The following is a 15,268-nucleotide window of genomic DNA, read 5'->3' as shown; positions in this document are numbered from 1 at the left end:
TTTTTTGTGCCTACAATGCTGTCTTACTGACGAACACCTTCGATATACAGATCAATTTCAACCTGAGTTGATGCTGGGCCTAAATTATAGTCGATACCATAGTCTTTTAGAGTCAGCGTGGTTGAGCCTTCAAAGCCGGCACGATATCCGCCCCATGGATCACTACCTTCGCCGATGCGAGTGACCGGAAAGCTAATGCTTTTGGTGACGCCATGCAGGGTGAAGTCGCCGGTAATGATACCAGTGCCTTCGCCGGTTGTTTTAAAGCCAGTGCTTTTAAATGAGGCTTGTGGGAATTTACCGGTATCTAAAAAATCACTGCCGCGAAGATGCTTGTCGCGCTCGGCATGGTTTGAATCAATGCTGGTAGTATCAATGGTCACATTAATAGCAGATTTTTCTGGCGCAGCTGCATCATATTCAAACGTGCCTTCGAAGGTGTTGAAACGGCCGACCAACCAGCTGTATCCAAGATGTTTGATCTTAAAATTGACCGAAGCATGTGCGCCTTGGTGATCGACAGTATAAGTGGCTGCTTGGGTTAATGGAGCCGCTAATGTCGCCGCGCTGAATGCCAACGTTAATAGTAGTTTTTTCATGTTTTATCCTCTTGCAGTTAAATGCTTTTCGTTAGTTTTTTAATTAATTTGAGCCTGATTCGGGTCTAACCATGCGCACCAATGTTTTATCTTTGTCGATAAAGTGATGTTTTAAAGCAGCTAAGCCATGCAGCGTCGCTAAGGCAATGAGCGACCAAGCCAGCCATTCGTGAATCTCACCCGCTAAATCCGCTTGCTCATTGCCCGTGAGTGTTGCGGGAACATCGAACAAGCCAAACACGCTGATGGCTAGGCCATCCGCCGTGGAGATTAAATAGCCGCTGATGAACAAGGCTACCATCAAGGTATATAAACCTAAGTGCGCAATGTGGGCCGCTTTATTTTCTAACGGTTTTTCCGACAAAGGTTTTGGTGTTGGGTTCAGTAAACGCCAGCACACACGAGTAAGCCACAGCAATGCGATTAATATACCGGCACTCTTATGTAGGTCGAGGGAGCCTTTGTACCAAGCGTCGTAATAGGTTAGTTCAACCATGTAGAGGCCTAATCCAAACATAGCAAAGATGGCTAGAGCCATAGTCCAATGGAGTAGGATGGCTATCCAGCCATAACCAAGCGGGGTGTTCTTTAAATTGCCTGACATTCGAAATCGCCTCCGCGGCTGGTCAGTTGCTTATAAGTCCTCACATTAGACCTTTCTGCCTGTGATAAATAGGTACAAAAACAGACAACTATTGTGCAAATATGCACAATGTGTCTTCTGAACTGGTTGGATGCGGAGATAAGTATGGATTCAGGGTATCGCTGGGATGACTTGAGAGTGGCCTACCAAGTTGCAGAATCAGGTAGTTTGAGCCGAGCGGGTAAGCAGTTGGGTATTAATCATACAACGGTGTTACGAGCGGTTAATCGCTTAGAACAGCAACTCAATTTGCGCCTCTTTATTCGCCATCAGCGCGGTTATCAGTTAACGGATGCAGGACATTTGATGCTAGAGAAAATGCGCCCGATCGTCGCGGATATGCAGTTGCTGTTTAATACGCTGTCGTCGATTGAAAGTTCGCCCTCAGGGACGTTACGTATTTCGACCGTATCGGATTTTTCCGCTTTCTTTGCGCCGCTGCTTCATGGTTTTCGGCAGCAATATCCGCAAATTCGTGTGCAAATTGTTGCCACTGATGATGTCTTGTCTCTTGCCAGTGGAGATATTCATGTTGCCATTCGTATTGGTCAAGAACCGCGTGAGCCAGACATTATTGCCAAGCGTTTAATATCCGTAAAGTTGCAATATTATGCAGCCCAAAGCTATATCGATAACTATGGTGTACCTCGATCATTGGCAGACGTAAATCGTCATTTGTGGGTCATGCCTAGCGGCGAGAAAATGCGTCTCGCGGGTATTGATCAGGTATTTGAGCGGTTGGATTTTCAACAAGTGGCATATCAGAGTAATAGTTTTAACGATATAGAGTCAGCTATTCGCGAAGGTATGGGGATAGGCCCATTAAGCATGGTGCGTAAGCCACTAGGCTCAGAAGATGGATTGCAGGTAGTTGATTTTGGTTTGCGCACAGGCTCGGCTGATATGTGGTTCGTATATCATAAGGACTTACGTCAAAGCACACGTATTCGAGCTTTGCAGGATTTCCTGATAGCGCATTTACCTGCGGTTTAGAGAGTAATATTAGGGTTTTGAGCCTTCAATATGACTACTGCATGAAGGCTCAAAGTAAAACGAATTACAGCAGTGGGCTGGCAAATCCCATTTGGCTTGATAAGCAAGACCAGCGCTGGCCAATTTGAAATAAATTACTGCTGCCTAAGCGTTTCATAAAGGAATCGAAGGTTGGATTTTCATAGGCTTGTGGTTGTTCTAACAGTCGCTCGACAGCCGCTTCTACGAGCTCATCTAAGTCGTTAGCAAATGGCTCGCCAATCAAGGTATGAATAATCACGTTGGATAGCGCCATATCTAAAGGAATTAAAGGCTGGCCAATGCGATGAATACAGGCTTCGTTTACTTCTTCTAATAAGCGATGAGCTAAGTAGGCTTCATCCATTAGCGCAGCTAAACCGACTTCACTATTGATTGCTTGCGGTGGTGTTGTGAAAAACTCTGCGGCAATACGAATCACAGGTTCAACGGCATGGCTCAATCCCGTTAGCTGAGCGGCATCACGTAGGTCGGTCAGCATGGCCGGTACGTTACTGATATAGCGCACGACAAATTCACATAAACGCTGTGCCGCATCATTTTCCGGTAGCTGTACAACACGCGCTACCTGATCCAATCGTTGACCTAATACTTGTTGTAAATGATGGCTGGTTTTTTCTTCGGCTATGGCGTTGTGAATCAGTACTTCGATACGTTCCATGGTCACAATTCGACCCTCTTCGGTGGCTAATCATTACGACATTGAATTCTAGTGACTGACAACTGACGGTGTAAAAATCTAATAAAATCAAATGTTTACAAGTCAGTTTCTGCCTCTTGGAAAAAAGTATAGTAAAGATTGACGCCTACGCTAGGTGATTTACATAAATTTTTTCGGGTGCCGCCAGAGTGTCAAAAAACCGTGCAGCATAAACAGAGCGCGAGCGGCTAAAAAGCCGTAAAAAGCGAGCCATAACCCGTAATTAGATAAGGGTAATAGAAGCCACCATAAAGGTAAGAACACCAGCAATGCTGCGGCTAGCATGGCGTTACGCATCAATGCTGTTTGTGCGGCGCCAATAAAAATACCATCGAGCCAATAACTGGCAACACCGACCAAGGGCAATAGAAATAAGAAATCTTGATACGCCTCTAAACGCGGAACTAGGTCGGGGTTGTTGGTGAGAGCGGTTAATAGCGTTGGGCCAAAACTGAAAAAGCCAATCGACAGCAAAGCAGCCATCGTCATCATATTCGTGCCGGACAACCATAAAATGCGTTTTACTAAGTCTGCGCGAGCACGGCCTAGGGCTTGTCCAACTAAGCTTTCTGTAGCATGGGCAAAGCCATCGAGAGCATTGGAAATGAGGAGTAACAAGGTGATAAACACCGCATTCACGGCGAGAATTTCTTCTCCTTGTCGGGCTCCTTGGGCGGTAAAAAAAGCGAACACACTGAGTAAGCAAAGAGTACGGATAAATAGTTGATGATTAATGTGTATAAAGGGAGCAATCACTCGCCAGTGAGGACGTTTTAGCCAGAAGACAGGGGAGCTGAGCGACAGGGAATTATTCTTATTACTATTCTGATAGTAATGCCAAACACAGATTGCGCCAATGATACTGGCGCTGTAATCACCAATCACGCTACCCCATGCGACGCCATCGCTGGTCATATTGAGGTGATAAACAAAGAAGTAGTCGAGTAGCGCATTCACTACGTTGGCACTGGTTAGCATAAGTAGTGGAATACGAGTTTTCCCGAGGCCAATAAACCAGCCAACTAAGGTGTACTGCAGTAATACCGCGGGTACGCTAAGTAAGCGGATTTCAATGTATTGTTGGGCGTGTGTTTGCAGTGGTGAGTTGTACGATTGTTGTGCATCGCCAAATAGCGGCAATAACCAAGGAATCATGAATTGAGCAATAACGGTGATTAATAGCGCCAGAGGGAATGCGAGCCAGAGTGCATTTTTGAGCACACTGAAAATCCCGTTTACTGCTTGAGTTCTCGTATCTCGACCATAGGCTTGTGCGGTTAACGCCGTTGTTCCCATGCACGCACACTCAGGTTTGTTTTTTTGACAAATTAGCTATAAATGCCATAAACACGGCTTTCTAGGGCATTTGTCTAACGTGCTTCTTTGACACTGATAGAACTTCAGAATGTTGACAAAAAAGCCGTTCCAGGGAGAGCATTTGTCAAATTTCTTAAGATCTCTAACGCTTGTAGAAGGTATTGATCAGAGCCCCTGACATAATGATCAAGCCTCCAACTGCAGCCCAAAAACTGGGAATCTCAGTGAAGAATAGCCACCCTAGTATCACAGAAAAAATAACCTGAACGTAAGCATAAGCTGCAACTTTTCCAGCCTTCGCCATGGCCATTGCTTTCGTAAGCCCTATTTGGCCAACTTGAGTAAAAATACCAACCAACAATAGCAGCCCTAGCTGTTCGATATTGGGCGAGACAAATATGTCGGCTGACAGGAGGGCTGCGGAGGCAATTGGAAAGGCAACTAAAGGGAAGTAAAAGATGATGACGCTGGAGTCTTCCGTTTGACTCAGATGGCGCACCATGACATAGGCTACTGCGCTACCTAAAGCGCCAACCAAGGCTGCAGTTATGCTGAGCATGGATGTACTGGCGAGCACTCCTTCATGAAAGTTGGGCTGCATCATCACGATGACGCCCGCGATACTCATACCAATGCAAATCATGGTTGAGAATTGGACGCTCTCTCTTAGAAACCACAAGGCGATTAGCGCCGTAAACGCAGGATATGTGTACTGCAGCACAGTAGCTTGAGCTAGCGGTAAAGTGGAGACTGCGTAAAACACGCATATGAGCGCCAGGGCCCCGATGGAACCGCGTGCAACAAGCAACGGTTTATTGTTACCCCATACAGACAGTCGTTTACGTTTTATGTCTAGGTAGCTTAGGAGTATGGAAACGATCGCTCGGGCGGCAACAATCTCTAGCACGGGAATGCCGCTATTTGCGGCCCCTTTAACGCACGCGGCCATTAGCGCAAAACCGAGCGCTGAAAGTAGCATATATTGAACACTGGATCTTGGACGGTCGAACATGGATTCCTTGGGACTAAGGTTTGGTGTCGGTGAATGTTAAATGTCCCTCATGTGACTTGCTATTGGATTGGCCAGGCCGAAGGAGAGTCCATCAGCAATTTCACGTGCTCGGATGCTAAACAACCTCAGAGACCAAGCGCTTCAGAAAAAAGCTAGTAACTTCTCGCGAAAGGCGCCTAATAAGATCATCTGCCCAAGCTGCTCGGCAGGGGAAGCCGCACCTCCTGGCTCCTTAGTTCTCGCTGATGGTTTCAGGCTGGTAAAATCAAAACCCGGCGATTGAGAGGTATGGAATCCATCTTCTGCTCTCCAGGCTTCGTCGACCACCTCTACACGAACCAGGTGCTCACACACCGCCAAGTGCTCCGGCAAGTCATCCATCAGTCGCTCGGCACTGGCTGACAGTTCAGGTTCGGCCAGCATATACATCCAGGCCTGATTATCCGTTTTGCTGCGCTGGCGCAGCACTCTGCCCAGCACCTGACGGAAGTACATTTCTGTTCGAATACGACTCAGATAACAACAGACCTGTAATCGAGGAATATCTGTACCTTCTGACACCATTCCCACTGCGACAATCCAGCGAGACAGGCCTGATCTAAAGTCATCAATCACCTGATTGGCATCATTTCGATGAGTGGTAACCACGACAACCTGTTCATCCATTTGCTGAAGCAGCTCTGAGACTTTATAGGCGTGGTCAATATTCGATGCTACGACTAGGGCCGCAGCATCCGGCATCGATATCCGTATTTCGTTCAAACGCTTCTGTGCCAATAAAAGTAACTGCCGGTTGATTCCAACATGAGTAACCAGACTTTCAAATGTCGCTTTAGAGCTGTTCAGTAGAGAGCTGAATCCATCGTAGTTATCGACGATGTTATCGATTCTTTTCAATGTGATCTCAGAGTTATCCACTAACGTAACGCGCGGCGCCCTGCAGACTCCCTCCTGGATGGCATCTTTCAAGGAATACTGATAATCGACGACCAGTCGTCCCTCGGGAGTTGAATAGCGAGCCAAGGCGATAGACCGTTCGTCTGAACGCCAAGGAGTGCCGGACATCGCCAAGGTGTAAGTGGCCGAATCCTGTATCCGTTGAATGATTCTTTGACCCCATATATTTGGGCTCTGGACTTCATCACCTCCTGAGCAGTGGTGTATTTCATCGAACACCGTGAATACTCTCAGCTCCTCAAACAGCCGCCAGAATGATTCCTCCTGATGTTCGATGGATTGATAGGTGATTGCCGTCCCTGCTGCATTCATGCGGCCGTCAAATGCTCTGCCTAGTACCTTCGTAAAGGTACGGCGAAATCCATCAACGATCTGACAGGCGGGAGCAAAACAGATAACAGCATCAATTTTTCCTTCAGCAAACAGAAGCTTGGCCAGTTCTGCTGCCATGCGTGTCTTCCCCGCGGCGGGCGTTGCCTGACAGAAAAAATGTTGCTGATTGCGGTAATGCCTAAGTGCCTGACCAATGCACTCTGACTGCCAGCGCCGAAGTGTCATCCCATGGTCCCAATTTTCTGCAAGGCTGATTCAAGAGCGTTGATGTGCCCGAGTAGACGAGAGCTGTTGTCTCGGGACGCCACTAAGTCTGACTCTAAGGTGGTTTTCAGTTCTGGTAGGTCTTGAATCATTTGGGCGTATCGCTCTGTTTCACCGTAGGACGTGAGCAAGTCCAGCCTGGTCTCTTTGAGCATTTGTTGCAGTACTTCAGTGGCGCTCTTTTTCTCCACTGGCTTTTCGTATTTGCTGATGTCTGGATGCATATCTATCGCTTGTTGCTGCGGCTTTGCGAGAGTTTCACGTACTTGCATCCCTTTACCGGGCTGAGTCGGTTTTGGTGATATCCCAGCGGGCTGTTGCAAGACGACGAAGCGTTGGCCACGAGCTTTTCTTTCGGAGTGATGTTCTACCCATCCACAATTGATCATTTTTCGAATCTGATCATAGAGATACATTCTAAGATCGGGCAGCGAAACTCCATTTGGATTAACGCGCTTCAGATATCGATCACGCAGCTCCATGATGGTGAAACAGCCAACTTCCTCTTCCATGAGAATGTGGTAAAGAACTTCATCGATGGTCACAGAGGAATATTTCACTCTCTTACGCCCTAAAAAATACGGATTATAATCCGTGGTTATATAAGCCGCAAAATTAAACATTACTGCTCTTTAGGAGAGCGGTAATGAATGATTTGGCAAAAGCCCTTGGGGCGAACATCAGAGCGAAAAGAAAGGAGAATGGCATTTCTCAGGATGCTCTGGCGCTGGAATGTGGGCTGGACAGAAGTTACATGGGACGAATTGAGAGGGGAGAAGTGAATATCACGATTGAGAAACTGTATAAAATTGCCGCTCGTCTCAACTGTCCGGCGGGGTCACTTCTCCCTTGAAGGGTCTACTTATTGACCTTTATAACGGTATCGTAGTGGCGCTTCAGGAACTGTCGTGTCAGGTTTGTGACAACAATGGAGCGGGCACTCTCTCCCAGACTCATGTCCGTTTTTTTCAAATACTGATTTGTGTTCGGTCTCGACCTAGATCTTGTCTTCACGTACCTTCCCGCGCGCAGTTGCCTGCCAACCCCGGATTTTCTGGTTGAGAAGCAGGGACAGTTCAATTGCTAGAATTCTGTGATTTTTTAGAATTCGGTATCCGGAGTGGCTGGCGCGGCACCGTTCCCACGAAGCTCTGTGTGGGAACGGCGTTCAGATATAGGCGCACTCTCAGAACGGATATACCTTGGATACGTCAGAAATGTCGCCGTTTTCCAGCACCTTGACGTATACCTTTTCTTCAGAGCCGACTTTAGTGATTTCGACAACGTAGAATCCAGGTCCGCTTTCTTTCAGAACGACTTGGTCTTTGCTGATACTCTGCCAACTGCTATCCAGTTGTCCTGCTGTAAATCCATAATCGCGTATTGTCATTTTCTGCACTACGCGGGCTGCCAGACCCATGGCGCCTCGCTCATCAAGCATGCCGTGGTCGCCGTGGGCTTGCGCAGTTCCGCTGAATGCAGACAACGTCAGAAGGGCGGATAGTAATAATGCTTTCATAGAGTGACTCCTGTTACTTGTTAGCGATTTACATCGCATGAGGATTTTCGTACTGGCCTTCAAAAAATAGCTGAATGGTGATGTCCTGCTGACTATCGTTGCGGAAATACCAGCCATGGGTTCCCGCAAACGGCGCCGTAAAACTGCCTTTCATTTCACCGGTTGTGGCAATGACATAACTTTTAAAGTAGCCACTGGGATCGTTAAAGGGTTCGCCGTGAGTATCAACATAAATACTGGCACCATCGGTGATCCATTCAAAATCAACCTGACCGCCTTCTGTCACTTCCAGTTTGAACTCTTTACCGCTGCCAGCCGGGATAATCAGGGTGGTCAAACCATCCATATTCGCTGAGTTACTCTGGGCTGACGGTGCTTCATTCAGTTTCTCCGGTGACAGCGCGGTTAAGCCCAGCTGAGTACCGATGCCGGTTGGGTCTATATTGTATTCCGCTGGCATAATGACGATAACCAGCGTAAGCAGCCCAGTCGCAAATGCGGCCAGTGTGGCCAGCCAGAGCTGTTTGGCCGGAATCTGTGCGTTAGTCATTTCCTTCTCCTCAGGAATTAAAATAGCCAGTCAACTGGTAGCCGGTGAGCATGATGCCCGATGCCATCAGCAGCGTATTGGTCAGTACGGCGAAACGGCTGAAGGTTGCTGAATGGCGCCATGCCGAGATCAGTATCAGGATGATGCCCAGTGCAGCAAACTGTCCGATCTCGACGCCGATATTAAAGGCAATCAGATTGGTCAGCAGGCCGTCTGCGGGAATGTGAAACTCCTGTAATTTGGTCGCCAGACCAAAACCATGAAACAAGCCAAAAATCAGCACGGCGTAGCGTGTGTCTGGCTGAAACCCCAATACCCGCTTAAAACCACCAAGGTTATCGAAACCTTTGTACACCACTGAAAGGCCGATGATGGCATCAATCAGGTAAGCGTTGAGCTGAATATTGGCCAGAACGCCCGACATCAGAGTAATGCTGTGCCCCAGAGTAAACAGACTGACGTAGAGAAGCACTTCCCGGCTGCGGAACAGAAAGAAGATTACCCCCAGCAGGAACAGCAGGTGATCGTATCCTGTGATCATGTGCTTGGCGCCGATATACAGGAAAGGGACGAACTGCACGCCGGTATTCTGTTGCAGAAACGTCCGGGTATTGTCATCAACGCCATGAGCCGCGGCGAAGGACGCTGTGGTTAACATGACGAGTAAAAGTACAAGGCGTGTTACGGAAAATTTCATGCATTCCCTCATTTTTCACTACGATGCACCAGACGGTACAGTGCCGGAATCACAAATAAGGTCAGAATCGTAGAAGAAATAACACCACCAATCACCACGGTTGCCAGTGGTCGTTGTACTTCTGAGCCGATACCTGAGTTCAGTGCCATCGGGACAAAACCCAGTGACGCTACCAGCGCGGTGGTAATCACCGGACGCAGACGTGTCAGTGCACCTTCAACAATAGCCTGCTCAATGCTTCGGCCAGAGCGCTGCAATTCCCGGATAAACGACACCATCACTAATGCGTTCAGAATGGCGATCCCCGACAGGGCAATAAACCCAACGGCGGCAGAAATCGAAAAGGGAATATCACGCACGGTCAGAGCCAGTACGCCGCCGGTTAAGGCCAGTGGAACACCGGTAAAAATGACCAGTGCATCGCGCACAGAATTCAGTGCCAGCACCAGCAAACCTACAATCAGCACGAGTGTCAGTGGCACAACAATCATCAATCTTTGCGAGGCTGACTGCAGCTTCTGATAGGTACCGCCATATTCCACCCAGTAGCCCGAGGGAATATCCAGTTCATTACCAACGGCATTACGCACGTCATCCACAAAACTGCCAAGGTCTCGACCGCGAACGTTGGCGGTGACCACCAGGCGGCGTTTACCATTTTCGCGGTTTACCTGATTAACACCGATGTTTTCACTGAGTGTGACCAGCTCCTGCAGTGGAACAACCTGCCCGTTTGCAACGGTCACCGGTAAATAGTTCAGGCCGTCGATATCAGCGCGTACGGTTTCGGGCAGGCGCACAGTAATATCTGCTCTGCGATCACCTTCAAACAATGTACCCGCGACCTCTCCGCCCAGGGCGGTGGCCAGCTGATCCTGCAGCTGTTGGCGGCTGATACCGTGACGGCGTAATGCGTCAGCATCCGGAATAAATTCCAGCAGTGGCAAGCCGGTCACCTGCTCAGTCTGAATGTCCACCGCTCCATCGACACCAGCAACAATTTTCTCAAGCGATGCGCCAAGGCCAGCTAACACATCGAGATCGTCACCGAAAATCTTGATGGCAACTTCGGCCCGTACACCAGCGAGTAATTCGTTAAAGCGCATCTGAATGGGCTGTAAAAATTCATAACGGTTGCCAGGAATTTCACTGACTAAGGCTTCCAGTTCGGCGACCACCTGCTGCTTGGGTTTATCCGGATCTGGCCACTGGTCACGTGGTTTCAGAATAATAAAGTTATCGGCCACACTCGGGGGCACGGCATCGGTGGCGACGTCAGCGGTACCGATTTTGGCAAATACCCGCTCAACTTCCGGCAAGGCTTTGATGCGCTCTTCCAGTGTTTCCTGCAGGGCAATGGCCTGACTGAGTGATGTACCAGGGATGCGCAGCGCATGCATGGCAATATCACCTTCGTCCAGATTCGGAGCAAATTCGCTGCCTAAGCGGGTAGCCTGCCAGATGCTCAGTAAAACCAGTACTGCCGCCAGCCCAATGATGGGCGCCCTAGCTTGCAGGGCCAGCGCCAATAATGGCTGATACATGCGCGTAAGTGCCGACACCAGAGGGTTGTGTTTTTCAGTCACCGGACCCTTGAACATCAAGGCCACTGCTGCTGGAACAAAAGTGACTGACAGCAGAATCGCACTCAGCAGAGCAATCACAACGGTGATGGCCATCGGGTGGAACATTTTGCCTTCGACCCCTTCGAGGGCGAAAATCGGTGCGTACACGGCGGTGATAATAAATACACCAAATAATGCCGGGCGGATGACTTCCCGAGTGGCTTCAAACACCAGTTGCAGACGTTCTTTTAATGCAAGCGGACCTGTCTGCTGGCTCAGACGACGCAGGCAGTTTTCGACAATGATGATGGCACCATCGACCAGCAGGCCAAAATCGAGCGCGCCCAGACTCATCAGGTTGGCGCTGACACGGGTCTGTACCATACCGGTAAAGGTCATCAGCATTGCCAGAGGAATAACCAGCGCGGTGAGAATGGCCGCGCGGATATTGCCCAGCATCAGGAACAAAATAACAATCACCAGCAAAGCACCTTCCACCAGATTCGTGGTGACGGTACTTAAGGTTTTTTCTACCAGGCCGGTACGATCGTAGGCGGCGGTTGCAATAATGCCCTCAGGCAGAGATGCATTAATCTCGGCCAGTTTTTTACCGACATTACTTGCCACTGTGCGGCTGTTTTCACCAACCAGCATAAACACGGTGCTCATCACCACTTCCCGGCCATTCTGGGTCGCGGCACCAGTGCGCAAGCCGTGGCCAATGGTCACCTCGGCCACATCGCTGATATGCACCGTTTTTCCATTTTCAGCGGTAATGGTAATTGCCGCTATATCGTCGGCCTGCATTGCCTGTCCCGGAATCCGCATCAGCCATTGCGCACCATTACGCTCAACAAATCCGGCGCCACGGTTTTCATTGTTAGCGCGGATAGCGGCCACAATATCGGCACTGCTGATACCAGCAGCCAGCATGCGTTGCGGTTGCATCTGCACCACGACTTCCCGCTCGTAGCCACCGATGGGGTTTACTTCCACCACGCCCGGCACCTGCATCAGCTGCGGGCGGATAATCCAGTCGTGCACACTGCGCAGATCCATAGGTGTGATGGCAGACCCATCGGCATTTACCGCGCCCGGCTCGGCATCCACGGTGAACATAAAGATTTCACCCAGACCAGTAGCGATAGGGCCCATTTCTGGCTGTAAGCCACCAGGCAGACGACCGCTGGCAGATGCCATGCGTTCGCCGACCAACTGGCGGGCGAAATAAATATCGGTGTCATCGCTGAAAATAGCGATCACCTGCGACAGGCCGTAGCGCGATACCGAACGGGTGTATTCCAGCCCCGGTAATCCGGCCAGCGCGGTTTCCAGCGGATAGGTAATGCGCTGCTCTACTTCCAGCGGAGTAAAGCCAGGCGCTTCGGTATTGATCATCACCTGCACATTGGTGATGTCGGGCACGGCATCAATCGGCAGCCGGTTAAAATTCCACAGACCCAGAAGGGCAACGATGGCGACAACGACCATCACCAGATTCCGCCGGGCAATGGCCAGTTTAATCAGTAAATCCAACATGACGATATCCTGTATCAGTGGTCGTGTGACGCGCCGGACTTCTCGATGTCGGCTTTGATGATGTAACTGTTTTCGGTCACGTATTCTGTGCCCGGCTCAAGACCACCGAGCACTTCAACCCATTCGCCGGCGGCCTGACCCAGTTCCAGCATTCGCACTTCGTATTCGTCCCCGACTTTGGCGTAGACCACGGTGAAGTCTCGGAAGGCTTGCAAGCCAGAGCGTTTGACGGCCAGGGCTGCTTCACGGGTATCGGTTTCAATGCGGCCATTGATTTTCATACCAGCCGTCAGCAACCCCTCGGTGTTATCAATGGTGGCCAGCCAGAGGCGTGACTGATCGGACTGAACGGAGGGGTAAGCATGCTTAAGCACAGCCTGAGCCTGTAATTCTGTGCCGGGTACCGTGATGGTGACGGGGGCACCGGCTTTTACACGACTCCAGTCTTTCGGGTACACGGCAAGTTCAGCCTGCAATGTACGGTTGTCTTGCAGTGTCAGCAGAGTACGTCCTGCACTTTGTTCTCCGGCAGCGGCATAAATCCGGCTGACAATGCCTGAGGCTGGTGCGCGTACGCTGTAGCTTTTCAGACTCTCGTTGCTGTCGATGGTAAGCAATTCGCTGCCTGCCTCAATCACCTGTCCTTCGCGTACGTGTACCTTGCGGATTTCTCCATCAAAACGCGCGCTGACGTTGCGCTCAGTGCCTGGTACTGATGTCAGATTGCCCCATACGGGGGTCTGAATATGCAGAGTGGCTGGCCCTGCGACTTCAGTGGTGATTCCCATGGCGTCGGCAACCGGAGCGGCAATTTGCGTACGTCCCTCAAAATTGTCGTAACGCCACTGGTATTGCTGGCCAGCATGCTGAACCTGAATATCGACAATAAAAGAATGGGGCTCGTAAATTTCCATATCGCCACGCAGATAGTCCCCTTCAGCACGGAAGCCGATATTATCGACGACGTTGCCAAGGCGAATAAGGCGTACACTCAGTTGCAGATCCTGTGGTGCAATCGGCTGACCGGATAATGTGCTCCAGACCCGGAACTCCGGCGGTACACCGGTTTCGAAAATGGCCAGCTCCAGAGCAAAATCACCATCGCGCAGCATGCGTCCGCGGTGAGGTCCTTTTTCTGGTTCTGCTTCGGCTGTTTCCGCCGACTGGGCATAAACCATTTGTGTTGGCAGAGCGCTGCCTGCGAATAACGGCAAAGCCAGTAACAGGTGCGAAAATATTTTACGGGGTGTCATAACTGAGCCTCAGAAATAAATGGTCTGGCCGGTCAGGCGTTGTAATTCAATCCACTGCTGATGCAGTGCTTCCGCTTCGTCGAGTAAACGCTTGCGGGCATTCAGCCATTGCTGGCGGGTGTTATCCCACTGCACATAATCCAGCTGCCCGTTTTCATAGGCTTTAAGCGCCTGCTGACGACCGTTATTGAGAGTCGGCAGAATGGTTTCTGTCAGGGTATTGATAACGTGCTGGCTGTGTTCCAGTTCCATCAGCAGTGTGCGGGTTTGGATGGTCAGTTGTTGCAAATGCGCCTGTGCTGAAAGTGTCTTCTGTTGTTCACGGACATTGACCGAGCGCTGAAGAGCGGCGTGGCGCTGATTCGCGCCCAGCGGAATGCTGAACTGGGCGACCAGGGCATAGTCATCCGTATTTTCGAAACGGCGCACGCCTGCGCCAACCGACCACGGGGTTACCGCTTCTTCACTCGCAAGTTTTCCTTCCGCACTGAACAGTTCTGCTTCCGCTTTTATCTGGCTCAGTGACGGGGTTTCCTGCAATTTGTTCATGGCAGCTTCAGCTTTTGCCAACGGCAGAAATGGCAGCAGGTTTCCCGCGGCATAAAGCTGGGTTTCTGCCGCTCCCCACTGCGCAGACAATCGCAGTGACGCCGACTGCAGCCGGTGCCCGAATTCTTCCACTGCCAACTCCTGCTCTGTTAAACGGGTACGTGCCAGTATCAGGTCGGTATTGGGGGCGCGACCGGCATTCACACGGCGCTGAATGATCGCCAGAATTTCTTTTTCGTCGGCTAACGCTTCCTGTGCCAGTTGCAGCCGCTCCTGATCGGCGAGTAACGAAATAAAGAGTGTTGATGTGTGTGCGGTTACATCGGCTAGCTGCACTCGCTGTTTTGCTGTCAGCAAGCGCTGCTGAGCCGCTGCTTGTTCTGTTCTGGCGCTGATCTGATCACCTTCTAACAGCCAGCGGGCACTCAAGGTCGTCTGCATGGCATCGGTACCTTCGTACTGGTCAGTACCGAATGCATCTTCGACGCTCAGCTCCAGCTGAGCAGGTTGCCGGCTGCCTGCCGCTTCTATTTCGGCCTGTATGCCCTGCTGGCGATAAGACCAGATGGCAATCTGTGGATGCCCCTTTAACGCCCGCTCGACGGCGTCAGACAGCCTCACTGTATTTTCGGCGTAAGCGCTTTCGTAGCAGGGTATGAACAGGGTCAAGCATATTAAAAACCGATTGATGATCGGTTTTTTTGGCGCAGAAATAACGTGGTTAACAAGCTTCATTTCA

Annotated in this window: 15 protein-coding genes; 2 read left to right on the top strand and 13 right to left on the bottom strand. The window is 50.2% G+C overall.

Annotated elements, in window-relative coordinates; translation table 11 throughout:
• Window positions 1-23: 23 nt before the first annotated feature.
• Together TOL_RS16445 and TOL_RS16440 are read right to left on the bottom strand one after the other, a co-directional pair.
• Window positions 24-599: a YceI family protein gene (locus TOL_RS16445; protein ID WP_015488497.1), complete on the bottom strand. Its 576-nt coding sequence runs from the start codon at window positions 597-599 to the stop codon at window positions 24-26.
• 43 nt (window positions 600-642) lie between these two features.
• Window positions 643-1,203 (bottom strand): cytochrome b, encoded by a 561-nt coding sequence (locus tag TOL_RS16440; RefSeq protein ID WP_015488496.1) that lies wholly within the window; start codon window positions 1,201-1,203, stop codon window positions 643-645.
• 144 nt (window positions 1,204-1,347) lie between these two features.
• On the opposite strand from TOL_RS16440, the gene TOL_RS16435 reads away from it, so the two are divergent.
• The gene (locus TOL_RS16435; RefSeq protein ID WP_015488495.1) at window positions 1,348-2,235 is read left to right on the top strand and encodes a LysR family transcriptional regulator; all 888 of its coding nucleotides are present in this window, start codon (window positions 1,348-1,350) and stop codon (window positions 2,233-2,235) included.
• Between the two features lie 64 nt (window positions 2,236-2,299).
• Here the strand turns inward: TOL_RS16435 and TOL_RS16430 are convergent, their stop codons facing one another.
• The 5 genes from TOL_RS16430 to TOL_RS16410 all read right to left on the bottom strand — a co-directional run bounded on the left by TOL_RS16430 (window position 2,300) and on the right by TOL_RS16410 (window position 7,480).
• On the bottom strand, window positions 2,300-2,941 hold the full coding sequence (locus tag TOL_RS16430; RefSeq protein WP_051482493.1) for a hypothetical protein: 642 nt from the start codon (window positions 2,939-2,941) through the stop codon (window positions 2,300-2,302).
• 153 nt (window positions 2,942-3,094) lie between these two features.
• Window positions 3,095-4,270 (bottom strand): MATE family efflux transporter, encoded by a 1,176-nt coding sequence (locus TOL_RS16425; protein WP_015488493.1) that lies wholly within the window; start codon window positions 4,268-4,270, stop codon window positions 3,095-3,097.
• Window positions 4,271-4,433: 163 nt separating this feature from the next.
• The gene (locus tag TOL_RS16420; RefSeq protein WP_015488492.1) at window positions 4,434-5,303 is read right to left on the bottom strand and encodes a DMT family transporter; all 870 of its coding nucleotides are present in this window, start codon (window positions 5,301-5,303) and stop codon (window positions 4,434-4,436) included.
• 141 nt (window positions 5,304-5,444) lie between these two features.
• Window positions 5,445-6,818 (bottom strand): DEAD/DEAH box helicase, encoded by a 1,374-nt coding sequence (locus TOL_RS16415; protein WP_025266455.1) that lies wholly within the window; start codon window positions 6,816-6,818, stop codon window positions 5,445-5,447.
• Complete coding sequence (locus TOL_RS16410; protein WP_015488490.1) at window positions 6,815-7,480, bottom strand: hypothetical protein; 666 nt, start codon at window positions 7,478-7,480, stop codon at window positions 6,815-6,817. The genes TOL_RS16415 and TOL_RS16410 overlap by 4 nt, the downstream gene beginning before the upstream one ends.
• Before the next feature lie 23 nt (window positions 7,481-7,503).
• On the opposite strand from TOL_RS16410, the gene TOL_RS16405 reads away from it, so the two are divergent.
• Entirely contained in the window at window positions 7,504-7,710 is a 207-nt protein-coding gene (locus TOL_RS16405) for a helix-turn-helix domain-containing protein (protein WP_015488489.1), read from the top strand.
• A 333-nt stretch (window positions 7,711-8,043) separates the two neighbouring features.
• Here TOL_RS16405 and TOL_RS16400 read toward each other — a convergent pair whose 3' ends face one another.
• The 6 genes from TOL_RS16400 to TOL_RS16375 are packed head-to-tail and all read right to left on the bottom strand — an operon-like array spanning window position 8,044 to window position 15,264.
• Window positions 8,044-8,376 carry a DUF6488 family protein gene (locus TOL_RS16400; protein ID WP_015488488.1) on the bottom strand — a complete coding sequence of 111 codons (333 nt, stop codon included), beginning with the start codon at window positions 8,374-8,376 and terminating at the stop codon, window positions 8,044-8,046.
• 28 nt (window positions 8,377-8,404) lie between these two features.
• A complete protein-coding gene (locus TOL_RS16395) occupies window positions 8,405-8,926 on the bottom strand; it encodes a hypothetical protein (RefSeq protein WP_015488487.1) in 522 nt (173 codons plus the stop codon).
• A 10-nt stretch (window positions 8,927-8,936) separates the two neighbouring features.
• Window positions 8,937-9,623, bottom strand: a complete 687-nt coding sequence (locus TOL_RS16390) for a HupE/UreJ family protein (RefSeq protein WP_015488486.1) — start codon at window positions 9,621-9,623, stop codon at window positions 8,937-8,939.
• A gap of 8 nt (window positions 9,624-9,631) precedes the next feature.
• The gene (locus tag TOL_RS16385) at window positions 9,632-12,727 is read right to left on the bottom strand and encodes an efflux RND transporter permease subunit (RefSeq protein WP_015488485.1); all 3,096 of its coding nucleotides are present in this window, start codon (window positions 12,725-12,727) and stop codon (window positions 9,632-9,634) included.
• 14 nt (window positions 12,728-12,741) lie between these two features.
• Window positions 12,742-13,980: an efflux RND transporter periplasmic adaptor subunit gene (locus TOL_RS16380; RefSeq protein WP_015488484.1), complete on the bottom strand. Its 1,239-nt coding sequence runs from the start codon at window positions 13,978-13,980 to the stop codon at window positions 12,742-12,744.
• A gap of 9 nt (window positions 13,981-13,989) precedes the next feature.
• Window positions 13,990-15,264: a TolC family protein gene (locus tag TOL_RS16375; protein ID WP_015488483.1), complete on the bottom strand. Its 1,275-nt coding sequence runs from the start codon at window positions 15,262-15,264 to the stop codon at window positions 13,990-13,992.
• Window positions 15,265-15,268: the final 4 nt, after the last annotated feature.

Origin of the sequence: Thalassolituus oleivorans MIL-1, assembly GCF_000355675.1 — a bacterium.
In the GTDB taxonomy this organism is placed as follows: Bacteria; Pseudomonadota; Gammaproteobacteria; order Pseudomonadales; family Oceanobacteraceae; genus Thalassolituus; species Thalassolituus oleivorans.
This window is presented reverse-complemented; position numbering and strand designations above follow the sequence as displayed.